We start from the raw sequence: 25,638 nt of genomic DNA on the forward strand, positions 1-25,638 counted from the left end.
TTCATAGAACTAACCTTTGTATGTATAAAACTTCCGAATTGCTTAATAAGTTAATAGTGTAATAGGGGAATGTTCCCTGTTAAAAGGAGGAACACAATGGAATACGTAATTGAAATGAATAATATTACGAAAGTATTCCCAGGCATTGTAGCGAATGATGATATTACGCTGCAAGTAAAGCAGGGTGAGATACATGCTTTACTTGGAGAAAATGGTGCAGGGAAATCCACATTGATGAATGTACTATTTGGTTTGTACCAACCAGAACAAGGTGAAATTAAAATTAAAGGAAAGTCTGTAAACATTACCAATCCGAATGTGGCAAATGACCTTGGTATTGGAATGGTTCATCAGCACTTTATGCTTGTTCATAATTTTACAGTTACAGAGAATATTATTCTCGGAAATGAACCGAAGAAAAAAGGGAAAATTGCTGTTGAGGAAGCTGCTAAAGAAATTCAAAAGCTGTCTGAACAATACGGCTTAGCTGTAGATCCATATGCGAAAATACAGGATATTTCAGTTGGTATGCAACAGCGTGTTGAGATTTTGAAAACTCTTTACCGCGGTGCAGAAATTTTAATATTTGATGAACCGACAGCTGTGTTAACACCACAAGAAATTCATGAGCTAATTCAAATTATGAAAAAGCTTGTGCAAGAAGGAAAATCTATTGTTCTTATTACACATAAGTTGAAAGAAATTATGGAAGTTTGCGATTGTTGTACGATTATTCGTAAAGGAAAAGGGATTGGAACGGTTGACGTTGCAAATACGGATGAAAATAAACTTGCAGAATTAATGGTCGGACGTCAAGTGAATTTTAAAACAGAAAAAATAGACGCGAAGCCAAAAGAAGAGGTACTTTCAATTGCAAACCTTGTTGTTCACGATGCACGTCAACTACCTGCTGTAAAAGGCCTTGACTTAACTGTTCGTGCGGGGGAAATTGTTGGGATTGCAGGAATTGATGGAAACGGACAAAGTGAATTAATAGAAGCAATTACTGGTTTACGAAAAGTTGAGTCAGGTTCTATTGCAATTAGAGGAAAAGAAATAACAAATTGGCCTGTTAGAAGAATAACAGAAGAGGGAATTGGTCATATTCCAGAAGATCGTCATAAACACGGACTCGTTCTTGATTTTTCTGTTAGAGATAATATAGTTCTGCAAACGTACTATAAAAATCCGTTTTCAAAGAAAGGGATTTTAAATTTCAGCAAAATTACAGAAAAAGCAAAGGCTCTTATTGAACAGTTTGATGTACGTACACCTAGTGAGCAAACGTTAGCACGCGCTCTATCTGGGGGGAATCAACAAAAAGCAATTATTGCACGTGAAGTAGACCGTGATCCAGATTTATTAATCGCGGCACAGCCAACACGTGGTTTAGATGTAGGAGCAATTGAATTTATTCATAAGAGATTAATAGAGCAAAGGGATAAAGGAAAAGGTGTACTACTTTTATCACTAGAGTTAGATGAAATCTTAAATGTTAGCGATCGAATTGCTGTTATTTATGAAGGGAAAATTGTAGCAATAGTTGATGCGAAAGAAACGAATGAACAACAGCTTGGATTGTTAATGGCTGGAGGAACAAAGAAGGAGCAGGTGGGTACCAATGGCTAAAAAACTTTTAACAGAGCGAACGATAAATATTTTAGTCCCAGTACTATCCGTTATTTTCGGCTTACTTGTAGGAGCAATTGTAATGCTAGTTAGTGGCTATGACCCAATTGTTGGTTATAGTGCACTTTGGACAGGTATGTTCGGTAGCGCAAGTGCGATTGGTGAAACGCTTCGTACAATGATACCGCTTATTCTTGCTGGTTTATCGGTGGCGTTTGCATTTCGTACAGGTTTATTTAATATCGGGGTAGAGGGTCAATTGTTAGTTGGTTGGCTTGCGGCGGTTTGGTTCGGTTATGCAGTCTCACTACCAGCTTTCCTTCATATTCCATTATCTATTTTATTCGCAGCATTGGTGGGCGGAATTTGGGGCTTCATTCCGGGATATTTAAAAGGAAAGTTTCAAGTGAATGAAGTTATTGTAACCATTATGATGAACTATATCGCGTTGTATGTAACATATGACATTATTAAGCGTTTCTTACATGCGGGTAATGACAAAACGTATGATATTAAAGAGAGTGCGTCACTATCTTCAGACTGGCTTGCTTCTATTACTGATGGTTCACGTCTACACTGGGGAATTATTGTAGCAATTTTAATCGCTATTTTAATGTGGTTCTTATTAGATAGAACAACTTTAGGTTACGAATTAAAGTCGGTAGGATTTAATCAGCATGCTTCTCAATATGCGGGTATGAAAGTTTCTCGTAATGTAGTATTTTCTATGACAATTGCTGGTGCATTTGCGGGGATTGGTGGAGCGATGGAAGGGTTAGGAACATTCCAGAGTATGACAGCGATGTCTTCGTTTACAGGAGTAGGATTTGACGGGATTGCTGTAGCATTACTTGGAGGGAATAATCCGTTTGGTATAATCCTTTCAGCTTTATTATTTGGTGGTTTGAAAAGTGCTTCCCCTCAAATGAACTTTGAGGCAGATGTACCATCAGAGCTTATTAATGTAATTATTGCATGTATCATCTTCTTTGTTGCATGTAGTTATGTGTTAAGATGGGCGCTTACACGCATGAGCAAGGAGGGGAAATAAATGAGCTTTTTAGATATATTAGCCATTCTTGTGACGGGTACGTTATATACATCAGCACCTATAATTTTCACAGCATTAGGTGGTGTATTTAGTGAAAGATCGGGTGTTGTAAATATCGGATTAGAAGGACTAATGCTATTTGGTGCATTTATTGGAGTAGTTACAAACTTATTAATGGGTGATACTTGGGGAACGATGACTCCATGGATTGCGTTATTATTTGCGGCAATTGGTAGTGGATTATTTGCATTACTTCATGCGGTAGCCTCTATTACATTCCGAGCGGATCAAGTTGTAAGTGGTGTAGCAATTAACTTCTTATCTCTTGGTTTAACAGTATTTGCAATTAAGAAGATTTTTGATAAAGGGCAGACTGACTTTATTCAGTATCGTATTGAAAAGATTGATATTCCAGGCCTTTCGGATATTCCGGTTTTAGGGAAAATATTTTTCTCGAACGTACCAATAACTTCGTATATTGCCATTATTTTAGCATTCGTTGTTTGGTATGTTATTTATAAAACACCGTTCGGTCTTCGTCTACGTGCTGTTGGTGAACACCCCATGGCAGCGGATACGATGGGGATTAACGTATATAAAATGCGCTATATTGGAGTCTGTATATCAGGAGTGTTTGCTGGAATTGGTGGAGCGATATTTGCAATGTCAATTTCTAATAACTTCTCAGGGGCAACTATTACAGGACAAGGTTTCTTAGCTTTAGCGGCTATGATTTTTGGAAAATGGAATCCACTAGGCGCACTAGGTGCAGCTCTATTCTTTGGTTTTGCGCAATCTCTTAGTGTAACGGGCGGAACAATTCCTGTATTAGATCAAATTCCAAGTGTTTTATTAACGATATTACCATATGTATTCACAATATTAGCACTTGTCGGTTTTGTAGGCCGTTCTGAAGCTCCGAAAGCATTAGGAACTCCTTATGAAAAAGGAAAACGATAAGTATTTTATAAGTATAAAAAAGCTCGCACATTAGTGTGGGCTTTTTTACATAGAATATATTTAATACGGAATTTTACTATGTTCCTTACATATTAAAGTTTTTAGAAAGATCATATGTAAGCATAATAAGGAAGAAAAGTTGATTTTTCATTTCTAAAAACTGTATATTGAAGAGGAATATTCCTATATACGTAAAGGAGGGCTATAAATGAAACTAATGGAACAACAACTACATGAGTTAGGTGGTTTACGCGTACATATTATTCCGACTGATAAATATAAAACGAATACGTTTGTATTTCGTTTTAAAGCGCCTTTAAATGAAGAGACGGTGACAGAGCGTGCCCTATTGCCATACGTATTGCAAAGTGCGACAGAAAAATTACCTTCTGTAATTCGTCTTCGTCAATATTTAGAAGAATTATACGGGTCTTCTTTAGCGGTAGATGTAAGTAAAAAAGGAGAAGACCATATCATCTCCATTTATGTAGACATTGCAAATGAAGTATATTTACATGATGCACCACCGTTATTTGAAAAAGCGCTTTCTATGTTATCGGATATTGTGTTACATCCAGCAACGGAGGGGAACGGTTTCCTACCTTCTATCGTAGAAAGTGAAAAAAGAGCACTTTTACAGCGCATTGAAGCTACTTATGATGATAAAATGCGTTATGCAAACGAACGTTTAATTGAAGAAATGTGCAAAGTAGAACCGTATCGTTTAAGTGCAAATGGAAAAAAAGAGAGTGTTACTTCTATTACAAATGAAAGTCTGTATCAATATTATCAAAAGGTGTTAGCGGAAGATGAAATGGATCTATATATTATTGGTGATATTTCAGAAAATGCTGTTGATCTTGTAAGTAAGTATTTTTCTATTTCAGCTCGTCCAGTGAGAGAAAGAAATGTACTCCTTCATAGACGAAATAATGAAGAAAAAGAAGTTGTTGAAAAACAAGAATTAAAACAAAGTAAATTACACATCGGTTATCGTACATTTGTCACATATAAAGATGAAGATTATTTTGCATTGCAATTGTTCAATGGATTGTTTGGTGGTTTTTCTCATTCGAAGTTATTCGTAAATGTGCGTGAAAAAAATAGTTTAGCGTACTATGCAGCATCGCGCTTTGAAAGTCATAAAGGTTTATTATTTGTTATGTCAGGAATTGAAGCGAAAAATTATGAAAAAGCAGTTGAAATTATTAAAGAACAAATGCTTGCGATGCAAAACGGAGAGTTTTCTGAAGAAGAAATACATCAAACAAAAAGTGTCATCCAAAATCAAATATTAGAGGCGATTGATACACCGCGTGGATTTGTAGAAATGCTATATCATGGTATTATTTCAGATCGTACACGTCCAGTTGAAGAATGGCTTACAGGTATAGAAAGTGTGACAAAAGAAGAAATTGTAAAAGTTGCTAAAAATATTGAACTAGATACAATTTACTTTTTACAAGGAACGGAGGGAGAGTAAATGGAGAAAATTGTTTATGAGCAATTAAAAGAAACACTCTATTATGAAAAACTTCCTAATGGATTAGATGTATATGTTTTACCGAAACAAGGATTTAATAAAACATTTGCGACGTTTACGACGAAATATGGTTCAGTAGATAATACATTTGTACCATTAGGGAAAGAAGAAATGATTCGTGTACCTGATGGGATTGCACATTTTCTTGAGCATAAATTATTTGAAAAAGAAGATCACGATGCTTTCCAATTGTTTAGTAAACAAGGAGCATCGGCAAATGCTTTTACATCCTTCACACGAACAGCTTACCTTTTTTCATGTACTTCAAACGTAGAACAAAATTTAAATACATTGCTAAACTTTGTGCAAGAGCCTTATTTCTCTGAAAAAACAGTTGAAAAAGAGAAGGGGATTATTGGGCAAGAAATTCAAATGTATCAAGATAACCCAGATTGGCGTTTGTACTTTGGGTTAATTGATAGCTTGTTTGTAAAACACCCAATTAAAATTGATATTGCAGGGACAATCGAATCTATTAGTAAAATTACGAAAGATTTATTATATGAATGTTATGAAACATTTTATCATCCGAGCAATATGTTATTATTTGTTGTGGGTGCAATTGATCCAGAGAAAACAATGGATTTAGTACGTGAAAATCAAGCGAAAAAAGATTATAAAAACCAGCCAGAAATTGTGCGTTCATTTGAAGAGGAACCAAATGAGGTAAATGAAAAGAAAAAAATTATTTCAATGCCTGTGCAAACACCGAAATGTTTAGTTGGTATTAAAGCGACTAATTTAAAAGAAAAAGGGCAAGCGCTTTTAAAACAAGAAATTGCGCTTACGTTACTTTTAGATTATTTATTTGGAAAAAGTTCTGTTCATTACGAAGCTTTATATAATGAAGGGCTTATTGATGATTCATTCTCGTATGATTATACAGAAGAAAATAACTTCGGTTTTGCAATGGTTGGCGGTGATACGAAACAACCTGATGAATTGGCAGATCGTTTAAAAGATATTTTATTAAAAACAGATTATGATCAATTAGATGCGGTGGCATTAGAACGAGTGAAGAAAAAGAAAATTGGTGGTTTTTTACGCTCGTTGAATTCACCAGAATATATTGCAAATCAATTTACACGATATGCGTTTAATGAATCTAGTCTATTTGATGCATTGACTGTATTGGAAGGGCTAACCGTTCAAGACTTACAAGAAGTAGCAAAATTATTGTTATCAGAAGAAAAAATGAGTGTTTGTCAGGTGTTACCGAAAAAATAACATTTTAAAGATACCCTCATCTTATCATTGAAAAATTGTAAGATGAGGGTATTATTTAGTTGTGTGAAAATTGAACTTGTAGAGATAAGAGAGGGAATTTATGAAAAAGTATGCGTTAGTAACTGGAGGGAGCGGGGGGATTGGCTCTGCTATTTCGAAACAATTAATTCAAGATGGATATACAGTTTATGTACATTACAATAACAGTGAAGGAAAGGTATTGGAATTGCAGAAGGAATGGGGGGAAGTTATCCCTGTTCAAGCGAATTTGGCTTCTAGTGATGGACCAGAGCAATTGTGGGGACAAATTGAACAGCCTATTGATGTTATTGTATATGCAGCTGGGAAGAGTATTTTTGGACTAGTAACAGATGTAACAAACGATGAATTGGATTATATGGTAGAACTTCAAGTGAAGAACGTATATAAATTACTTTCAATGGCACTTCCGCCTATGATTGGGAGGAGAAGTGGTAATATTGTAATTGTTTCATCTATATGGGGACAAATAGGGGCTTCTTGTGAAGTGCTTTATTCAATGGTAAAAGGGGCGCAAAATTCATATGTGAAAGCTTTAGCGAAAGAAGTGTCTTTAAGTGGATTACGTGTGAATGCGGTAGCACCAGGAGCAATTGAAACGGAAATGTTAAGTGTTTTTTCTGAAGAAGATAAAATGGGAATTGCTGAAGATATACCATTAGGTAGAATAGGGTTACCAGAAGAAGTAGCAAAAACAGTTGCATTCCTCGTATCACCAGGAGCATCTTACATAACTGGACAAATCATCGGAGTGAATGGCGGTTGGCATTGTTAAAAATTTCTTACATAAAAAATGAATAGTTGCACAAATTAAGCATGATTTTATTACTCAATAGTGAGGTGCTTAATTATGTCAGTATTAGATAATTTTGATCAGTGGAAGAGCTTTTTAGGAGATCGTTTAGAGCAAGCGCAAGGAAAAGGTTTAGACGGCGGTGCGGTATCAGATATGGCATTTCGTGTTGGCGACTACCTTGCTAATGAAGTAGAAGGACGCAATGACCAAGAGAAATTATTAGCTGAGCTTTGGAAAGTTGCTGATGAACAGGAGCAACATACAATCGCAAACTTAATGGTTAAGTTTGTACAACATAAGTAAAAGTAGAGAGGAGATTCTCCTCTCTACTTTTTTTGTATAATAATTACACAGGATAGATTATACATTTAGCTTCCCTATTAAGGTGAAATCATATAATATAGTACGTAGGTGTAAAGTAAGCAAGGGGAGTGATCTTGGATGATTGAATGGTATTTTGAATATGAAATACATAAAAACCGACCTGGCTTGCTTGGTGACGTTTCTTCGTTAATCGGTATGCTCGGCATTAATATTGTCACAATTAATGGTGTAGATAATGCACGACGTGGGTTACTTCTTATGTGTGATAATCAAGAGCAAATCTCTAGACTTGAATCAATTTTAAATACGATGGATAACATAACGGTAACGAAATATCGTCCGCCCAAGCTAAGAGATAAGCTAGCAGTTAGGCATGGTAGGTACATACAACGAGATGCAGATGATAAGAAAACATTTCGATTTGTGCGTGATGAATTAGGCTTACTGGTAGACTTTATGGCAGAAATTATGAAAAAAGAAGGCCATAAACTAATTGGGATACGCGGAATGCCTCGTGTCGGAAAAACAGAATCCATTGTTGCTGCAAGTGTTTGTGCAAATAAAAGGTGGTTATTTGTATCATCTACTCTTATTAAGCAAACTGTTCGTAGTCAATTAATTGAAGATGAGTATAGCGATGACAATATTTTCATCCTAGATGGAATTGTGTCAACGAAGCGTGCTAACGAAAGACATTGGCAGCTCGTTCGTGAAATTATGAGATTGCCTGCAACGAAAGTTGTAGAACATCCTGATGTATTTGTGAGTCAGTCAGAATACACATTGGATGATTTTGATTATATTATCGAGTTGCGTAACGATTATGATGAAGAAATTCAATATAATTTAGTAGATGAAATTGAGCAAGGTACGCAAAATAATTTCTCTATGTTTGACTTTTAAAGAAATATTGAGGTGTTAGTAGTGACGGAATTGGGACAAAAGCTGAAAGAAGCAAGAGAAGCAAAAGGCTTGACTATTGATCAGCTGCATGAGATTACAAAAATTCAAAAACGCCATTTAGTGGCAATTGAAGAAGGCAATTATGATGTATTGCCAGGAGCTTTTTATGCGCGTGCATTCATTAAACAATACGCAGATGCGGTTGGATTACATGGAGAGGAACTGCTTGTAGAACATCAGAGTACGATACCACAATCTGAAAAGCGTGAAGTTCCACAAGTATCAACGGGACAAAAAACACAAGAAACAATGCAAAAATCTTCATCATGGCCAGTTGCAGATCACATGCCGAAAATCTTAGTTGCGCTGTTAGTAATCGCAGTTGGAGTCGTAATCTGGTTTGTGTTTCAAGCGTTAACTGGAAAAGATGATGAAAAAGTTCCGAGTGCTCAAAGTGAGAAAATTGAAGTTCAAAAAGCAAAAGATTCTCCGTTAGATACGAAGAAAGATGAAGCGAAAGCGGAAGAGCCGAAAAAAGAGGAACCAAAGAAAGAAGAACCAAAGAAAGAGGAGCAACCAGCACCACCAACTGGACAGCAAGAAGTGAAAGTAGTTGGAACAACTGGTAAGGTATCTACTTTGGAAATTCATAATAATAAAACGTTAGAATTGGAAATTTCAGCGAAGGGTGCAAGTTATGTAGATGTTAAGGATGATGCGGGTAACGAAATTCTAAACACTACAGTACAAAGCGGTCAAACAGAAAAACGCGATGTATCAACATTAAAAGAAGTACGACTTAATATTGGAAGTGCACCGAATGTTGAAATTAAACTGAATGGCCAAGTGCTTGCTTTCCCGTTAGATCCACAAAAAGAATATCACCAAAGATTGGTGATTAAAAACCAAGGGATAGAGCAACCTGCACAATAACAGTCATCGCTTCGATGACTTTTTTTCGATGAACAAATGTTTTTGATATGATGGAGGAATAGCTGTGAATTTACCAAATAAAATTACAATATCTAGAATCTTCTTAATTCCAATTTTTATGGTAATTATGTTAGCGCCCTTTGATTGGGGTTCATACAAAATTGGTGATGTTGATTTGCCAATTCAACATTTAGTAGGGGCACTTATCTTTATCATTGCTTCAGCTACAGATTGGATTGATGGACATTACGCAAGAAAGTATAATCTTGTAACGAATTTAGGGAAGTTTCTTGACCCGTTAGCTGATAAATTACTTGTTTCGGCAGCACTTATTACATTGGTAGAGATGCAATATGTACCGGCTTGGATTGTTATTGTAATTATCAGTCGTGAGTTTGCTGTAACAGGTTTACGTCTTGTACTTGCTGGAACAGGGGAAGTAGTTGCGGCAAATCAGCTAGGGAAAATTAAGACATGGACACAAATTATTGCGATTGCAGCATATTTATTACACGATGTACCTTTAAATTTAATCCATATTCCAGTTGCTGATATCTTCATATGGATTGCATTAATCTTTACTGTTATTTCAGGATGGGATTATTTCTGGAAAAATAGAGCTGCTTTTGTAAACTCAAAATAGAAGTTTATGGGGGAATTGGGATGAATGCTGAGATTATTGCGGTTGGAACTGAATTATTACTTGGACAAATTGCAAATACAAATGCCCAGTTTTTATCTGAAAAGTTAGCTTCAATCGGAATTAACGTGTATTATCATACTGTTGTTGGTGATAATAATAAGCGACTGCAAAAGGCGATTGAAGCTGCGGAAGAACGTGCTGATATACTTATTTTCACAGGTGGATTAGGACCGACAAAAGATGATTTAACGAAAGAAACGATAGCTGCTAGTTTAGATGAAGAGCTTGTGTATGATGAAAAGGCATTAGCCTTAATAAGTAATTACTTTAAGCGTACAGGCCGTGAATTTACGGAGAATAATAAAAAGCAAGCGCTCGTTTTAAATGGAGCAACAGTATTTGCAAATGACCACGGTATGGCGCCGGGTATGGGGGTAAATAAGAACGGAAAAGTTTATATTTTATTACCAGGGCCGCCAAAAGAAATGAAACCAATGTATGTAAGTTACGTAGAGCCTTTTTTACGTAATTTTACAACAGGAGAAAACATTTATTCACGTGTGCTTCGTTTCTTCGGTATTGGGGAGTCCCAATTAGAGGTGAAAGTTCAAGATTTAATTGATGGACAAACAAACCCAACAATTGCCCCGCTAGCAAATGATGGAGAAGTGACATTACGTTTAACCGCTAAGCATCAAAATGTTAGAGAAGCGGAGAAACTAATTCAACATGTGGAAGATTTGATTTTAGAAAGAGTAGGAGAATTTTTCTACGGATATGACCAAGAATTTTTGCATTATAAGGCAATCGAGTTATTGAAGAGAAAAGGGTTAACTTTAGCATGTGCAGAAAGTTTAACAGGTGGTCTTTTTGGAAATCAAGTAACTGAAAATGCTGGTGTTTCTTCTGTATTTAAGGGCGGTGTCATTTGTTATCATAATGATGTGAAGCAACATGTTTTACGTGTGCCTGAAGAAGTATTGCATACTGATGGTGCAGTTAGTAAGGAATGTGCTCGTTATCTTGCTGAAAATGTTAAGGATTTATTAAAAGCGGATATCGGAATTAGTTTCACTGGGGTAGCAGGGCCAGATGCTTCAGAACAGAAAGAGCCAGGAACAGTATTTGTTGGATTAGCGATTAAAGGTGAACAAACTGCAGTCTTTCCTCTTAATTTAAGTGGAAGTCGTCAACAAATTAGAGAACGATCAGCAAAATATGGATTTTATCATTTATATAAAAAGCTAGAAGAGATATAAGTTTCTTCTAGCTTTTTTTATAGTTAAATTCCGTATTTGTGTGATGGAAAATAAAAAAATCGAATAAATGTTCGATTTTTGTTGGCAAATTGAATTGAAAATAGGTATAATAAGATTAGCAATTCAGTTAAGGAGGAATTTTGAATGAGTGATCGTCAAGCGGCATTAGATATGGCGTTAAAACAAATAGAGAAGCAATTCGGTAAAGGTTCAATTATGAAATTAGGAGAACAAGCGGAACGTAGAATTTCTACAATTTCAAGTGGTTCTTTAGCACTTGATGTGGCGCTAGGGGTAGGCGGATACCCACGTGGCCGTATTATCGAAATTTACGGACCTGAAAGTTCAGGTAAAACGACAGTTTCATTACATGCAATTGCAGAAGTACAACGTCAAGGTGGACAAGCAGCATTCATCGATGCGGAGCACGCAATGGATCCTGTATATGCACAAAAATTAGGCGTTAACATAGATGAATTACTATTATCACAGCCTGATACAGGGGAGCAAGGATTAGAAATCGCAGAAGCACTTGTACGAAGTGGTGCGGTTGACATTATCGTAATTGACTCTGTAGCAGCTCTTGTACCGAAAGCAGAGATTGAAGGAGACATGGGTGACTCACACGTAGGTTTACAAGCACGTTTAATGTCACAAGCACTTCGTAAGCTTTCAGGAGCAATCAACAAATCAAAAACAATTGCAATCTTTATTAACCAAATTCGTGAAAAAGTTGGGGTTATGTTCGGAAACCCAGAAACAACTCCAGGTGGTCGTGCGTTGAAATTCTATTCAACTGTCCGTCTTGAAGTGCGTCGTGCGGAGCAATTAAAGCAAGGTAACGACATCGTTGGTAATAAAACAAAAGTAAAAGTAGTGAAAAATAAAGTAGCGCCACCATTCCGTGTTGCTGAAGTTGATATTATGTACGGAGAAGGTATTTCAAGAGAAGGTGAAATCTTGGATATGGCTTCTGAGCTTGATATCGTTCAAAAGAGCGGTGCTTGGTATTCTTATAATGAAGAACGTTTAGGACAAGGTCGTGAAAATTCGAAGCAATTCTTAAAAGAGAATACGGACTTAAGAGAGGAAATTGCCTTCTTTGTTCGTGATCATCACGGAATTGGTGAAGATTCTGGTGTGGAAGACACGGAAGATTCAACTCTTCAAGATTAAAAAATAAAAGACACGGGTCCCGTGTCTTTTATTTTTTACCTTCTATTAAAGGGGTATCTATCGTAGTGGTTAAAATATTTTTTTGACTCAAATGGGATGTGTAAAGAGGAATATTCATGCGTTTTAAGGGAATAAAATGGTATTTACTAAGGTTTTCCAGGATAATATGCTATCAATTTTTCAAATTCAGATAACATTCAGGACTGAAGGTAAAGAAAGTAAAAGTAGACAACGCTTGACAATGAAAATTACGATAGATACAATGAGAATGTATATTTTTTCTTATATACGATATACTCTTCTCAAGAAGAGAAGTAATATTCGGAGTAAGGTTTAAAACTTACCGAAATAATAATATGACATTTTAATTGTGAAATGAAGAAAGTCCCTTAAAAAAGCGGGACGACGGTCTTTGCTGTATGTTGTAATTTAATGTACATGCCGACAGTCTTTTTTCATTCATAGCAAGGGGAGGTGAAATCATGAGTAGTACAGTTTGGATACTCATCTCCATTTTGCTTGCAACAACAGTCGGTGCAGTTGTTGGCTTTTTTGTTCGAAAGTCTATTGCTGAAGCGAAGATTAATGGTGCGGCTAATGAAGCGAAACGTATTCTAGACGAAGCGAATCGTGAGGCTGAAGCACTTAAGAAAGAAGCGCTTTTAGAAGCAAAGGATGAAATTCATACACTTCGTACAGAAGCTGAATTAGAAATTCGTGACCGTAGAAGCGAATTACAAAAACAAGAAAATCGTTTAATGCAAAAAGAAGAGAACCTTGATCGTAAAGACGAAACGCTCGATAAACGCGAGCAGCAGTTAGAGAAGAAAGAGGATTCTCTTGTAGCGAGACAACAACAGATTGAAGAGTTGGAAAGCAAAGTGGGAGAGTTAGTTCAAAAGCAACAAACAGAATTAGAGCGCATTTCCAATCTGACACGCGAACAAGCGAAAGCAATTATTCTTGGTAAAGTAGAAAATGAAGTTTCTCATGAAATCGCTGTTATGGTAAAAGAAAGTGAAGTTCGCGCGAAAGAAGAAGCGGATAAGAAAGCAAAAGAGATTTTATCTCTTGCAATGCAAAGATGTGCAGCTGATCATGTTGCTGAAACAACCGTTTCGGTTGTAAATCTTCCAAATGACGAAATGAAGGGACGTATTATCGGGCGTGAAGGTCGTAATATTCGTACGTTAGAAACGTTAACGGGTATTGACTTAATTATCGATGATACACCAGAGGCGGTAATCCTTTCTGGATTCGATCCAATTCGTCGTGAAACAGCTCGTATCGCTCTTGATAAACTAGTACAGGACGGACGTATTCACCCAGCGCGTATTGAAGAGATGGTCGAAAAATCAAGACGTGAAGTGGACGAGTATATTCGTGAAGTCGGAGAGCAAACAACGTTTGAAGTGGGTGTTCATGGATTACACCCAGATTTAATTAAAATTTTAGGTCGTTTAAAATACCGTACAAGTTATGGACAAAACGTCTTAAAACACTCTATGGAAGTTGCATATTTAACTGGACTTATGGCAGCAGAGCTTGGCGAGGATGAAAAACTAGCAAGACGTGCTGGTCTATTACATGATATCGGAAAAGCGATTGACCATGAAGTAGAAGGTAGCCACGTTGAAATTGGTGTTGAACTCGCAACGAAATATAAAGAGCATCCTGTAGTTATAAACAGTATCGCATCTCACCATGGTGACACAGAACCAACTTCTATCATTGCAGTTTTAGTTGCAGCAGCAGATGCTTTATCAGCTGCAAGACCGGGAGCTCGTAGTGAAACGCTTGAAAACTACATTCGTCGTCTTGAAAAGTTAGAAGAGATTTCAGAGTCTTATGAAGGCGTTGAAAAATCATTTGCAATTCAAGCAGGACGTGAAGTTCGTATTTTGGTAAAACCAGATACAATCGATGATTTAGAAGCTCATCGTTTAGCTCGTGATATCCGAAAACGTATTGAAAATGAACTGGATTACCCAGGACATATTAAAGTAACTGTTATTCGTGAAACACGTGCAGTGGAATACGCAAAATAAAGTGGTGAAACACCACTTTATTTTTTTGTGTTGGAATTGGATAAAATAAAGACAGTTAGTTATATAGCGTAAAAGTGAAACAAACTTATAATAAACATATTATAAGGAATTTCCTTAATGCTATAGCAATAAAAAATGCAGTACATAGAAAGGGTAAGACATATGAGAATATTATTTGTTGGGGATGTAGTAGGATCTCCTGGTAGAGGTATGATTCAACAATACGTACCGGCATTAAAGAAAAAATATACACCTACAGTAACAATCATTAATGGAGAAAACGCAGCAGGTGGCCGTGGGATTACAGAAAAAATATATCGAAACTTTTTAGAATGTGGGGCGCAAGCAGTTACACTTGGAAACCACGCTTGGGATAATCGTGAAGTATTTGAATTCATCGATGATGCAAAATATCTTGCAAGACCAGCTAACTTCCCAGAAGGAACTCCAGGAAAAGGACTTATCTTTGTGAACTGTAATGGAACAGAAGTTGCAGTTATTAACTTACAAGGACGTACTTTCCTTCCTCCGATTGATTGTCCATTCCGTAAAGTGGATGAATTAATTAATATTGCGAAAAAACGTACGAATATTATCTTTGTTGATTTCCATGCGGAGACTACAAGTGAAAAACAAGCGCTAGGTTGGTATGTAGATGGGCGTGCTACAGCAGTAGTAGGTACGCATACGCATGTCCCTACAGCAGATAACCGTATTTTACCAAGCGGAACAGCATACATTACAGATGTTGGGATGACAGGGCCATATGACGGAATATTAGGTATGGACAGAGAAGCAGTATTGAAGAAGTTTTTAACAAACTTACCAGTACGATTTGAAGTAACAAATGGCAGAACGCAATTAAGTGCAGTGTTAATTGATGTGGATCCAAATACAGGAAAAGCAAAGAAAATTGAGCGCATTTTAATTAATGACGATCAACCATTTTTTGAGTAAATTTCCGTTAAATTTTAGATAAGTTATTATATTTTAATTTTTTAGAAAAATTACGAAAATTTAGCAGGAATACGCGCCATTTCTCGTGAATATAAGTTAAAGTGAAATAATTGCTAATACTTTTTAAAGAAACGAGGAGGAAACGCGGAATGGAAATATTAAAAGTTAAAGCAACGTCGGTCCCTAATTCTGTAGCTGGTGCACTTGCAGGTGTTATTCGCGAACGCGGAACAGCAGAAATTCAAGCTATTGGTGCAGGTGCATTGAACCAAGCGGTAAAGGCAGTAGCAATCGCAAGAGGATTTGTAGCGCCTAGTGGTTTGGACCTGATTTGTATCCCAGCGTTTACAGATATTATGATTGATGGCGAAGAGCGTACAGCAATAAAATTAATTGTAGAACCTCGTTAAGTTTTAAACAACCTGTTTGCAGTATGCAAACAGGTTGTTTTTATAATGGAGGAATGAAAATGAAAATTTTTGATGCTCATTGTGACGTGCTTCTTCAGTTATGGAGTGCACAAGGGAAAAGGAATTTTAACGATGATTCACAATTACATATTACATTTGAACAGTTAAAGAGAAGAAAAGGAAGTATACAATGTTTTGCTATATATGTACCAGAAACAGTGGCATATGAAAACCGATTTGAAGCAGCATTACAAATGGTAGATATTTTTTATAATGAAATTTTATCCCTATCGGGTGTAAAGTTTATTCAGACAAAAGAGGATATTAACATGTTAAAACAGGACGAGGTTGGAGCGATATTAACACTAGAAGGATGCGAAGCAATTGGAAAAGAAGCAATGAAATTACGGTTGTTGTATCGCCTAGGAGTACGTTCTTTTGGACTAACATGGAATTATGCCAATCTCTTAGCTGATGGTGCGCTAGAGACACGTCGGGCGGGTTTAACGAATTTTGGTAAACAGGTTGTACAAGAACTGAATGCGCTACATGTATGGACTGATGTGTCTCATCTGAATGAAAGAAGTTTTTGGGATGTTATAGAGATTGCAAAAAATCCTATTGCTTCCCACTCAAATTGTATGAAACTTTGCGAGCACCCACGTAATTTAAACGATGAACAACTTAAAGCTCTTATAAAGAAAAATGGCATGATCGGTGTCACTTTTGTACCGCAGTTTCTAACGAATGAAAATGAAGCAAATATAACAGATATAGTAAGACATATCGAATATATTTGTTCATTAGGTGGAGAGTACAATATAGGATTTGGTTCAGATTTTGATGGGATTTTAGAAACAGTTGTAAATGTATCAGCTTATCGAGATTATGAAAATGTAATGAATGAGCTTTGTAAACACTATTCTGCATCTACTGTAGAGCGATTTTTATATGAAAATTTTGTTGAACATATAAGCTTTTAAGATTTTTGTTTTAAAAATACAGAAAACTCGGAATTAATTCATTTGATTTTATTGCTTTTTTTAAGACCTAATACTAGAATGAAAAACAAAATAGCTTTATACTAAAGATTCAGGGAAATCAGAAGAGGCATAATTTGCGTCCGTTGTAGTTTATTTGCATAAAAAATGCTAAACTATTACTGTAAAAAAATACACTACAATGAATGCAGCCAAAAGGGGTGTAGGAGATGATTAGTCAACTTTCATGGAAAGTTGGAGGCCAACAAGGTGAAGGAATTGAAAGTACAGGAGAAATCTTCTGTATTGCATTAAACCGATTAGGATATTACCTATACGGTTACCGCCACTTCTCATCACGTATAAAAGGCGGCCATACAAATAATAAAATTCGTGTAAGTACAACAGAAGTACGCGCGATCTCAGATGATTTAGATATTTTAATTGCTTTTGACCAAGAAACAATTGATTTTAACTTCCACGAACTACGTCCAGGTGGAATTGTAGTTGCGGATGCGAAATTTAATCCAACAATACCCGACAATACAGATGTAAATCTATATGTGATACCGTTTACAGATATTGCTTCAGAATTAGGCACATCATTAATGAAAAACATGGTTGCTGTTGGAGCATCAAGTGCAGTATTAGGATTAGACGAAACAGCTTATTTAGATGTTGTTGAAGAAATCTTTGGTCGTAAAGGAGAGCAAGTCGTTCAAAAGAATATGGACGCAATTAAACGCGGCTCTCAATATATGAAAGAATTACTAGGTGAGAAAGTAAACATGATGCAGCTTGAAAAAGCTGATGGTAAAAAACGCATGTTTATGATTGGAAACGATGCAATCGCATTTGGTGCGGTAGCTGGTGGTGCTCGTTTTATGTCAGCATACCCAATCACACCTGCATCAGAAATTATGGAATACTTAATTAAAAAATTACCGAAAGTCGGCGGAACAGTAATTCAAACTGAGGATGAAATTGCAGCTTGTACAATGGCAATCGGCGCAAACTATGCTGGTGTTCGTACATTAACTGCATCTGCTGGTCCTGGTCTGTCATTAATGATGGAAGCAATCGGTTTAGCAGGTATTACAGAAACCCCATTAGTAATTGTTGATACACAACGTGGTGGTCCAAGTACGGGATTACCAACGAAACAAGAACAGTCTGACTTAATGGCGATGATTTACGGTACGCATGGTGAAATTCCAAAAATCGTAATGGCGCCAAGTACAGTTGAAGAAGCTTTCTATGACATTGTAGAAGCATTTAACTTATCTGAAGAATATCAAGTTCCTGTTATTTTCTTAACAGATTTACAGCTTTCGTTAGGAAAACAAACAGTAGAACCACTTAAATTAGATAAAGTGGAAATCCGTCGTGGTAAGCTTGATTTAGAAGCAGAATTACCAGAACGTGAAAATAAAGCATACTTCAAGCGTTATGAAGTAACTGAAGACGGCGTTTCGCCGCGTGTTTTACCTGGTATGAAAAATGGTGTTCACCATGTTACAGGTGTAGAACATGATGAAACTGGAAAGCCATCGGAATCAGCAATAAACCGTAAAGATCAAATGGACAAACGTTTCCGTAAAATGGAGAACTTGAAGTTTAATACCCCTGTTTATAAAAATGTTAAGCATGAAGAAGCAGATGTATTGCTTGTTGGATTTAACTCAACTCGTGGTGCGATCGAAGAGGCAATGACGCGTTTAGAACAAGAGGGTATGAAAGTAAACCATGCTCATGTGCGTTTAATTCACCCGTTCCCAACAGCTGAAATCGATCCACTTGTGAAAAAGGCGAAGCGTGTTGTAGTAGTAGAAAACAATGCAACAGGTCAGCTTGCTAACATTATGAAAATGAATCTTGGTAATGGTGAGAAAATTTCTAGTCTTTTAAAATATGATGGAAACCCATTCTTGCCGAAAGAGATTTACAACGAATGCAAAAAAGGGGTTGTATTAAATGGCAACATTTAAGGACTTTCGTAACAGTGTAAAGCCAAACTGGTGCCCAGGTTGCGGAGACTTCTCAGTGCAAGCTGCAATTCAACGTGCAGCAGCTAACGTTGGCTTAAATCCAGATGAACTTGCTGTTATTTCTGGTATCGGCTGTTCAGGCCGTATTTCAGGTTATATTAATTCATATGGTGTGCATAGTATTCATGGTCGTGCCCTTCCAATTGCACAAGGTGTGAAAATGGCAAATCGTGATTTAACAGTTATCGCTTCAGGTGGTGACGGTGATGGATTTGCGATTGGTATGGGACATACAATCCATTCTATTCGTCGTAATATCGACATTACGTACATCGTAATGGATAACCAAATTTACGGGTTAACAAAAGGGCAAACTTCACCACGTAGTGAAGCGGGATTTAAAACGAAAAGCACACCACAAGGTTCAATTGAACCATCACTAAATGTAATGGAAATGGCTTTAACAGCTGGTGCGACATTTGTGGCGCAAAGCTTTTCGAGTGATTTAAAAGAATTAACACAAATTATTGAAGCTGGTATTAACCATAAAGGATTTTCATTAATTAACGTATTCAGTCCATGTGTTACTTATAATAAAGTAAATACTTACGATTGGTTTAAAGAGAACTTAACGAAACTAAGCACAGTAGAGGGATATGATCCATCTAATCGCATGATGGCTATGCAAACGTTAATGGAAAATAACGGTTTAGTAACAGGTTTGATTTATCAAAATACTAAGCAACCATCATATCAAGAACTTGTTAAAGGCTATAGTGAAGAGCCTTTAGTGAAATCTGATTTAAATATGGATCAGAAAATGTTTGATGAGCTTGTTGCTGAATTTATGTAATGTAAGAAGAGGAGGTTGCCGATTTGGCAACCTTTTTATGTGCAAAAAATATAGGGTAGTTTTATTTACTTAGAAAATTCAGAATGGTAAAATAATATGTAAATCGTTGTATGAAAATGGCAAGTTCATTGCTTATGAAATGTAAGATAATAAAGGGCCTCTGAATTGTTAAAATTGGCGAAACACGTCATACTATGGTAATGTTTATAGGGATAAAGCAATATGCTTTTGGGTAGGACAACAAGAAATGATAAAAAGGGAATGTCTATTTGCGTGGGGAAGACTTCATTCTTATGAATGATTAGATTGATTACTCAAGTTTCAAAGGACAAGTTATCTCCAAGCTATCTAACCATTTTTGAGGTGAGTCTAAGCGCATTAAAATGGACTATAGAGTGTGTATAGTTAAGGGTGAAAGGAGATTACCGATGAACGAGCAACAACGATTAGCAAGTCAACAAGCAAATTCCTCTACGAAAAAAGAAGAGAAAGATTATAGTAAATACTTTGAAAGTGTATATCAACCACCTTCCTTAAAGGATGCGAAAAAGCGCGGGAAAGAAGAAGTTAAAATTGAACGGGATTTTGGATTACCTGAAGAGTTTCGCAATTTTGGTACAGGCCGAAAGTTCTATATTCGTACATATGGTTGTCAAATGAATGAGCATGATACGGAAGTAATGGCAGGTATTTTCACAACACTTGGATATGAACCAACTTTTTCAACTGAGGATGCAGATGTAGTTTTATTAAATACTTGTGCGATTCGTGAAAATGCTGAAAATAAAGTGTTTGGTGAACTAGGCCATTTAAAGTCACTCAAACGAAGAAATCCGGACCTTTTAATTGGTGTATGTGGTTGTATGTCTCAAGAAGAATCTGTTGTAAATAAAATTATGCAAAAAAATCAGCATGTAGATATGGTGTTTGGAACGCATAATATTCATAGATTACCGTACATTCTAAAAGATGCGATGTTCTCGAAGGAAACGGTAGTTGAAGTATGGTCAAAGGAAGGCGACGTAATTGAAAACCTTCCGAAAGTACGTCGTGGTGATATTAAAGCTTGGGTAAATATTATGTATGGCTGTGATAAGTTCTGTACGTATTGTATTGTACCGTATACACGCGGAAAAGAGCGAAGTAGACGTCCAGAAGATATTATCCAAGAGATTCGTCATTTAGCTGCAAATGGTTATAAAGAAATTACGTTACTTGGACAAAACGTAAATGCATATGGTAAAGACTTTGAAGATATAGAATACGGTCTTGGCGATTTAATGGACGAACTTCGTAAAGTTGATATTGCCCGTATTCGTTTTACAACGAGCCATCCACGTGATTTCGATGATCACTTAATTGAAGTGCTTGGCAAAGGTGGCAACCTAGTAGAACATATCCATTTACCAGTTCAATCTGGAAGTACAGATATGTTGAAAATTATGGCGCGTAAATATTCACGTGAGCATTATTTAGAACTTGTAAGAAAAATTAAAGAAGCAATTCCAGATGCAGTATTAACAACAGATATTATCGTTGGTTTCCCAAATGAAACAGATGAGCAATTTGAAGAAACGATGTCGTTATATCGTGAAGTAGGATTTGATACTGCCTTTACATTTATTTATTCTCCTCGCGAAGGTACACCAGCTGCAAAAATGAAAGATAATGTACCGATGGAAGTAAAGAAAGAACGTCTTCAACGCTTAAATACACTAGTAAATACGTTGGCAATTGAAAAGAATAGTCGTTATAAAGGTCAAATTGTAGAAGTGTTAGTTGATGGGGAAAGTAAAAATAATCCGGAAGTACTTGCAGGTTATACTCGTACGAATAAACTTGTAAACTTCGTCGCTTCAAAATCTTTAATTGGTCAGCTTGTGAAAGTAAAAGTAACGGAAGCAAAAACTTGGTCTCTTAACGGGGAATTAGTTGAAGAGCCGATTGAGGTGAAATAATAGATGAAAGTATATTCGAAAGATGACATTGTTGAACAAGCGAAAGAATTAGCAAAAATGATTTCTGAAACAGAAGAAGTTGATTTTTTTAAGAAAGCAGAGGCGCAAATTCATAAAAATGAAAATGTAAAGCGCGCAATCGATGAAATTAAAGCACTGCAAAAACAAGCAGTAAACTTGCAGCATTACGGGAAGTGGGAAGCTTTAAAAAAGGTAGAAGCTGAAATTGATGCATTGCAAGATAAGTTAGACAGTATTCCAGTCGTACAAGAATTTAAATCTTCACAAACATACGTAAATGACTTATTACAGTTAGTTGCTAGTACAATTTCTAACAACGTAACAGATGAAATATTAATTTCAACTGGTGGCGATGTACTTAAGGGTGAAACTGGCGCAGCGGTAGAAAGTAAAAAAGGAAATTGTGGTTGTTAAAGAGATGTCATATTGACATCTCTTTTTTTTTAGTTGATTAAACGTAAGTTCTTCTCAAAAAAAGAATGACACATTCCGCTATTGTCACGCATATGATTAAGTGAATAGTGATTGAGGAGGGTTACGAATGTCCGAATTTAGAGAGATTATTACAAAAGCAGTGGTTGGAAAAGGACGTAAGTATACAAAGTCAACGCATACATGTGAATCGAATAATGAACCAACAAGTATTTTAGGGTGCTGGGTAATTAACCACTCGTACGAAGCAAGAAAGAATGGGAAGCATGTGGAAATTGAAGGTTTCTATGATGTGAACACTTGGTATTCATTTGATGGAAATACAAAGACTGAAGTTGTAACAGAACGCGTGAACTACACGGACGAAGTCAGCATTGGTTATCGTGATAAAAACTTTTCTGGTGACGATTTAGAAATTATTGCTCGTGTTATTCAGCCACCAAATTGTTTAGAAGCGCTTGTATCACCAAACGGTAATAAAATTGTTGTAACTGTAGAACGTGAATTTGTAACAGAAGTAGTTGGAGAAACGAAAATTTGTGTAAGTGTAAATCCTGAAGGCTGCGTAGAATCAGATGATGATTTCCAAATTGCTGATGATGAATTTGAAGAATTAGATCCGAACTTTATCGTTGATGCAGAAGAAGAGTAATAGAAAGCTAGGGAGAAGTTCTTCCTAGCTTTTTACTTTACATAAGTGGCGCTGAATGAACATGATTCTTTATGAAATATGTTATAATGAAGATAGACTCCTGAAATAGGAGATATGGATGTCCGTGAAATGTGACATATATGAAAATTGATTACTATGTAAGAATTATGGAGGAAAAGTATGACGCAATATACCCCTATGATACAGCAATATTTAAAGGTTAAGGCAGACTATCAAGATGCCTTTTTATTTTTCCGATTAGGCGATTTTTATGAAATGTTCTTTGAAGATGCCGTTAAAGCAGCTCATGAGCTTGAGATTACATTAACGAGCCGAGATGGTGGCAGTAGTGATCGTATACCGATGTGCGGTGTACCCCATCATGCAGCTAAAAACTATATTGAACAACTTGTTGAAAAAGGATATAAAGTTGCTGTTTGTGAGCAAGTGGAAGATCCAAAAACAGCTAAAGGTGTAGTGCGCCGTGAAGTAGTACAACTAATTACGCCAGGAACGATGATGGAAGGGCGTACAATTGATGAGAAAGAAAACAACTTCTTAGCCGCATTAACACATTTTGAAGATGGATCATATGCTTTAGCTTGTAATGATTTAACGACTGGACAAAATACAGTAACGTTATTGACTGGTTCAGTAGAAGATATTTTATTGGAAGTGTATGCAACTGGTTCGAAAGAAATTGTTGTAGATTCTTCATTTTCTAAAGATGAATTAAATAAATTAACTGAAACGTTAAAAATGACAATTTCATATGAAGATGCAACGGCAATTCCTGAAGGATTAGAACATCTTGTGAAAAATGTTTCGCAAGCAAAGTTAATTAAAGCAATTGGACGCTTATTTAACTATGTGATAAGAACGCAAAAACGTTCATTAGATCATTTACAACCTGTAGAAATTTATTATACGAATCAATTTATGAAAATTGATGTGCATTCAAAGCGAAATTTAGAGCTGACGGAAACACTTCGAACGAAAGAAAAAACAGGATCATTATTATGGCTATTGGATAAAACAAAAACAGCTATGGGTGGTCGTATGTTAAAACAGTGGATGGAACGTCCACTTATTCAGAAAGAAAAAGTTGAAGAGCGTTTAGAAATGGTTGAAACATTTGTAAATGATTACTTCTTACGTGAAGATTTAAAAGAAAAATTAAAAGAAGTATATGATTTAGAACGTTTAGCAGGAAAAGTTGCATTTGGTAATGTTAATGCAAGGGACTTATTACAGTTAAGACGATCTTTACTTCAAGTGCCAGCTATTTTAGAAGCGATTAGTTTGTTAGATAATGCTTATGCAGCAAGGTTAATTCAAGGGGCGGATCCATGTGAGAGCTTAACTGAATTACTAGGAAGAAGTATTCAAGAAAACCCACCGCTTTCTATTAAAGATGGAGATATTATTAAAGACGGTTATAATGACAAGCTTGATCAATATCGTTACGTTAGTAAAAACGGAAAAACGTGGATCGCTGAGCTTGAAAAACGAGAGCGTGATATTACAGGAGTTAAATCGTTAAAAATCGGGTACAATCGTATTTTCGGCTACTACATTGAAGTGACGAAGGCGAATCTTGCAGCACTTCCAGAAGGCCGCTACGAACGAAAACAAACGCTTGCTAATGCTGAACGTTTCATTACAGATGAACTGAAAGAAAAAGAAACGTTAATTTTAGAAGCAGAAGAAAAAATTGTACAACTAGAATACGATTTATTTACAGCGCTTCGTGAAGAAGTAAAAGTATTTATTCCGAAATTACAACATTTAGCAAAAGTAATTAGTGAATTAGACGTACTGCAAAGTTTTGCGACAGTTAGTGAAGAAGAACAGTTTGTAAAACCTGTACTAACAACGAAGCGTGAAATCTTTATTAAAGATGGTCGTCATCCTGTCGTTGAAAAAGTATTGAACGGGAAATTGTATGTACCGAATGATTGTATTATGCCAGAGAAGATGGATGTCTTTTTAATTACAGGACCGAACATGTCTGGTAAAAGTACGTATATGAGACAATTAGCACTTGTAACTGTTATGTCGCAAATCGGTTGTTTCGTACCAGCAACAGAAGCAGTATTACCTGTATTTGATCAAATCTTTACGAGAATTGGTGCAGCGGATGATTTAATATCAGGTCAAAGTACATTTATGGTCGAAATGTTAGAAGCGAAAAATGCAATTGCAAACGCATCAGAAAGAAGTTTAATTTTATTCGATGAAATTGGACGAGGTACATCTACGTATGATGGTATGGCACTTGCACAAGCAATCATTGAACATATTCATGACCAAATTGGTGCAAAAACGTTATTCTCTACGCATTATCATGAATTGACTGTGTTAGAAGAGAGTTTAGATCAACTGAAAAATGTACACGTTTCAGCAATTGAAGAGAATGGAAAAGTAGTATTCCTTCATAAAATTCAAGATGGAGCAGCTGATAAAAGTTACGGAATTCACGTTGCGCAACTTGCAGAGCTTCCAGATAGCTTAATCGCCCGCGCGAAAGAAGTGTTAGCACAACTAGAAGGACAGGAAGAAATTATTATTCCAAAGCGTGTAGAAGTAAAGGTACAAGAAGTTGTTCCAGAACCTGTAGTTGTAAAAGAAGAACCGGCAGAAATACAAGAAAAGAAAGAAGAGACTGAAGAAGAGTCACAACTATCTTTCTTTGGAGGAGACCAATCTTCAAAAAAACAAGACAAGCCTGTGCTTGATCAAAAAGAAAGCGCAGTACTTGCGCAAATTAAAAAAATTGATTTACTTGATATGACACCTTTAGAAGCGATGAACGAATTGTATCGCTTACAGAAGAAGTTAAAGAAAGGATGAGTA

Annotated in this window: 22 protein-coding genes; all 22 read left to right on the plus strand. The window is 36.2% G+C overall.

Annotated features, from left to right (window positions below; genetic code table 11):
• Nucleotides 1-96: 96 nt before the first annotated feature.
• The 22 genes from ACO6VI_RS04225 (at nt 97) to mutS (ending at nt 25,635) form a co-directional block, all read left to right on the plus strand.
• Nucleotides 97-1,629, plus strand: a complete 1,533-nt coding sequence (locus ACO6VI_RS04225) for an ABC transporter ATP-binding protein (protein ID WP_422423002.1) — start codon at nt 97-99, stop codon at nt 1,627-1,629.
• On the plus strand, nt 1,622-2,680 hold the full coding sequence (locus ACO6VI_RS04230; protein WP_001085254.1) for an ABC transporter permease: 1,059 nt from the start codon (nt 1,622-1,624) through the stop codon (nt 2,678-2,680). The genes ACO6VI_RS04225 and ACO6VI_RS04230 overlap by 8 nt, the downstream gene beginning before the upstream one ends.
• Nucleotides 2,681-3,640: an ABC transporter permease gene (locus tag ACO6VI_RS04235; protein WP_000008857.1), complete on the plus strand. Its 960-nt coding sequence runs from the start codon at nt 2,681-2,683 to the stop codon at nt 3,638-3,640. It begins immediately after the preceding gene.
• Nucleotides 3,641-3,848: 208 nt separating this feature from the next.
• Complete coding sequence (yfmF, locus tag ACO6VI_RS04240) at nt 3,849-5,123, plus strand: EF-P 5-aminopentanol modification-associated protein YfmF (protein ID WP_000772415.1); 1,275 nt, start codon at nt 3,849-3,851, stop codon at nt 5,121-5,123.
• A complete protein-coding gene (yfmH, locus tag ACO6VI_RS04245) occupies nt 5,124-6,410 on the plus strand; it encodes an EF-P 5-aminopentanol modification-associated protein YfmH (protein WP_000411974.1) in 1,287 nt (428 codons plus the stop codon).
• A gap of 100 nt (nt 6,411-6,510) precedes the next feature.
• The gene (gene ymfI, locus ACO6VI_RS04250; RefSeq protein WP_000759628.1) at nt 6,511-7,224 is read left to right on the plus strand and encodes an elongation factor P 5-aminopentanone reductase; all 714 of its coding nucleotides are present in this window, start codon (nt 6,511-6,513) and stop codon (nt 7,222-7,224) included.
• A 75-nt stretch (nt 7,225-7,299) separates the two neighbouring features.
• A complete protein-coding gene (locus tag ACO6VI_RS04255; RefSeq protein ID WP_000114444.1) occupies nt 7,300-7,548 on the plus strand; it encodes a DUF3243 domain-containing protein in 249 nt (82 codons plus the stop codon).
• Between the two features lie 138 nt (nt 7,549-7,686).
• Complete coding sequence (locus tag ACO6VI_RS04260) at nt 7,687-8,472, plus strand: DUF3388 domain-containing protein (RefSeq protein WP_000574107.1); 786 nt, start codon at nt 7,687-7,689, stop codon at nt 8,470-8,472.
• Between the two features lie 21 nt (nt 8,473-8,493).
• Nucleotides 8,494-9,405, plus strand: coding sequence for a helix-turn-helix domain-containing protein (locus ACO6VI_RS04265; protein WP_000137473.1), 912 nt, complete (start codon nt 8,494-8,496; stop codon nt 9,403-9,405).
• Nucleotides 9,406-9,469: 64 nt separating this feature from the next.
• Nucleotides 9,470-10,048 carry a CDP-diacylglycerol--glycerol-3-phosphate 3-phosphatidyltransferase gene (gene pgsA, locus ACO6VI_RS04270; RefSeq protein WP_001052967.1) on the plus strand — a complete coding sequence of 193 codons (579 nt, stop codon included), beginning with the start codon at nt 9,470-9,472 and terminating at the stop codon, nt 10,046-10,048.
• A 20-nt stretch (nt 10,049-10,068) separates the two neighbouring features.
• Entirely contained in the window at nt 10,069-11,307 is a 1,239-nt protein-coding gene (gene cinA / locus ACO6VI_RS04275) for a competence/damage-inducible protein CinA (protein ID WP_000990687.1), read from the plus strand.
• A 144-nt stretch (nt 11,308-11,451) separates the two neighbouring features.
• Nucleotides 11,452-12,483 carry a recombinase RecA gene (recA, locus tag ACO6VI_RS04280; RefSeq protein WP_001283854.1) on the plus strand — a complete coding sequence of 344 codons (1,032 nt, stop codon included), beginning with the start codon at nt 11,452-11,454 and terminating at the stop codon, nt 12,481-12,483.
• A 482-nt stretch (nt 12,484-12,965) separates the two neighbouring features.
• Nucleotides 12,966-14,531 (plus strand): ribonuclease Y, encoded by a 1,566-nt coding sequence (gene rny / locus ACO6VI_RS04285; protein WP_000099769.1) that lies wholly within the window; start codon nt 12,966-12,968, stop codon nt 14,529-14,531.
• A 162-nt stretch (nt 14,532-14,693) separates the two neighbouring features.
• The gene (locus tag ACO6VI_RS04290) at nt 14,694-15,488 is read left to right on the plus strand and encodes a TIGR00282 family metallophosphoesterase (RefSeq protein ID WP_001221095.1); all 795 of its coding nucleotides are present in this window, start codon (nt 14,694-14,696) and stop codon (nt 15,486-15,488) included.
• 149 nt (nt 15,489-15,637) lie between these two features.
• Nucleotides 15,638-15,898 (plus strand): stage V sporulation protein SpoVS, encoded by a 261-nt coding sequence (gene spoVS / locus ACO6VI_RS04295; protein WP_000404341.1) that lies wholly within the window; start codon nt 15,638-15,640, stop codon nt 15,896-15,898.
• A 59-nt stretch (nt 15,899-15,957) separates the two neighbouring features.
• On the plus strand, nt 15,958-16,881 hold the full coding sequence (locus ACO6VI_RS04300; protein ID WP_000688049.1) for a dipeptidase: 924 nt from the start codon (nt 15,958-15,960) through the stop codon (nt 16,879-16,881).
• Between the two features lie 227 nt (nt 16,882-17,108).
• Nucleotides 17,109-18,866, plus strand: coding sequence for a 2-oxoacid:acceptor oxidoreductase subunit alpha (locus tag ACO6VI_RS04305; protein ID WP_000625417.1), 1,758 nt, complete (start codon nt 17,109-17,111; stop codon nt 18,864-18,866).
• Complete coding sequence (locus ACO6VI_RS04310) at nt 18,853-19,719, plus strand: 2-oxoacid:ferredoxin oxidoreductase subunit beta (RefSeq protein WP_000190155.1); 867 nt, start codon at nt 18,853-18,855, stop codon at nt 19,717-19,719. Before ACO6VI_RS04305 ends, ACO6VI_RS04310 begins: the two co-directional genes overlap by 14 nt.
• Before the next feature lie 428 nt (nt 19,720-20,147).
• The gene (gene miaB / locus ACO6VI_RS04315) at nt 20,148-21,677 is read left to right on the plus strand and encodes a tRNA (N6-isopentenyl adenosine(37)-C2)-methylthiotransferase MiaB (RefSeq protein WP_001005391.1); all 1,530 of its coding nucleotides are present in this window, start codon (nt 20,148-20,150) and stop codon (nt 21,675-21,677) included.
• A gap of 3 nt (nt 21,678-21,680) precedes the next feature.
• The gene (locus tag ACO6VI_RS04320; RefSeq protein ID WP_000870460.1) at nt 21,681-22,112 is read left to right on the plus strand and encodes a RicAFT regulatory complex protein RicA family protein; all 432 of its coding nucleotides are present in this window, start codon (nt 21,681-21,683) and stop codon (nt 22,110-22,112) included.
• A 127-nt stretch (nt 22,113-22,239) separates the two neighbouring features.
• A complete protein-coding gene (gene cotE / locus ACO6VI_RS04325; protein ID WP_001288799.1) occupies nt 22,240-22,782 on the plus strand; it encodes an outer spore coat protein CotE in 543 nt (180 codons plus the stop codon).
• Nucleotides 22,783-22,962: 180 nt separating this feature from the next.
• Nucleotides 22,963-25,635 (plus strand): DNA mismatch repair protein MutS, encoded by a 2,673-nt coding sequence (gene mutS / locus ACO6VI_RS04330; protein WP_000195993.1) that lies wholly within the window; start codon nt 22,963-22,965, stop codon nt 25,633-25,635.
• The last annotated feature ends 3 nt before the right edge of the window (nt 25,636-25,638 follow it).

The sequence above is a fragment of the Bacillus sp. PSXD-155 genome (genome assembly GCF_049310765.1).
GTDB lineage: Bacteria > Bacillota > Bacilli > Bacillales > Bacillaceae_G > Bacillus_A > Bacillus_A cereus.

What these genes read in the sequence shown, in the direction of transcription:
- ACO6VI_RS04225 (WP_422423002.1), top strand. Translation starts at nt 97, where the DNA reads ATGGAATACGTAATTGAAATGAATAATATTACGAAAGTATTCCCAGGC.
- ACO6VI_RS04230 (WP_001085254.1), top strand. Translation starts at nt 1,622, where the DNA reads ATGGCTAAAAAACTTTTAACAGAGCGAACGATAAATATTTTAGTCCCA.
- ACO6VI_RS04235 (WP_000008857.1), top strand. Translation starts at nt 2,681, where the DNA reads ATGAGCTTTTTAGATATATTAGCCATTCTTGTGACGGGTACGTTATAT.
- yfmF (WP_000772415.1), top strand. Translation starts at nt 3,849, where the DNA reads ATGAAACTAATGGAACAACAACTACATGAGTTAGGTGGTTTACGCGTA.
- yfmH (WP_000411974.1), top strand. Translation starts at nt 5,124, where the DNA reads ATGGAGAAAATTGTTTATGAGCAATTAAAAGAAACACTCTATTATGAA.
- ymfI (WP_000759628.1), top strand. Translation starts at nt 6,511, where the DNA reads ATGAAAAAGTATGCGTTAGTAACTGGAGGGAGCGGGGGGATTGGCTCT.
- ACO6VI_RS04255 (WP_000114444.1), top strand. Translation starts at nt 7,300, where the DNA reads ATGTCAGTATTAGATAATTTTGATCAGTGGAAGAGCTTTTTAGGAGAT.
- ACO6VI_RS04260 (WP_000574107.1), top strand. Translation starts at nt 7,687, where the DNA reads ATGATTGAATGGTATTTTGAATATGAAATACATAAAAACCGACCTGGC.
- cinA (WP_000990687.1), top strand. Translation starts at nt 10,069, where the DNA reads ATGAATGCTGAGATTATTGCGGTTGGAACTGAATTATTACTTGGACAA.
- recA (WP_001283854.1), top strand. Translation starts at nt 11,452, where the DNA reads ATGAGTGATCGTCAAGCGGCATTAGATATGGCGTTAAAACAAATAGAG.
- rny (WP_000099769.1), top strand. Translation starts at nt 12,966, where the DNA reads ATGAGTAGTACAGTTTGGATACTCATCTCCATTTTGCTTGCAACAACA.
- ACO6VI_RS04290 (WP_001221095.1), top strand. Translation starts at nt 14,694, where the DNA reads ATGAGAATATTATTTGTTGGGGATGTAGTAGGATCTCCTGGTAGAGGT.
- spoVS (WP_000404341.1), top strand. Translation starts at nt 15,638, where the DNA reads ATGGAAATATTAAAAGTTAAAGCAACGTCGGTCCCTAATTCTGTAGCT.
- ACO6VI_RS04300 (WP_000688049.1), top strand. Translation starts at nt 15,958, where the DNA reads ATGAAAATTTTTGATGCTCATTGTGACGTGCTTCTTCAGTTATGGAGT.
- ACO6VI_RS04305 (WP_000625417.1), top strand. Translation starts at nt 17,109, where the DNA reads ATGATTAGTCAACTTTCATGGAAAGTTGGAGGCCAACAAGGTGAAGGA.
- ACO6VI_RS04310 (WP_000190155.1), top strand. Translation starts at nt 18,853, where the DNA reads ATGGCAACATTTAAGGACTTTCGTAACAGTGTAAAGCCAAACTGGTGC.
- miaB (WP_001005391.1), top strand. Translation starts at nt 20,148, where the DNA reads ATGAACGAGCAACAACGATTAGCAAGTCAACAAGCAAATTCCTCTACG.
- ACO6VI_RS04320 (WP_000870460.1), top strand. Translation starts at nt 21,681, where the DNA reads ATGAAAGTATATTCGAAAGATGACATTGTTGAACAAGCGAAAGAATTA.
- cotE (WP_001288799.1), top strand. Translation starts at nt 22,240, where the DNA reads ATGTCCGAATTTAGAGAGATTATTACAAAAGCAGTGGTTGGAAAAGGA.
- mutS (WP_000195993.1), top strand. Translation starts at nt 22,963, where the DNA reads ATGACGCAATATACCCCTATGATACAGCAATATTTAAAGGTTAAGGCA.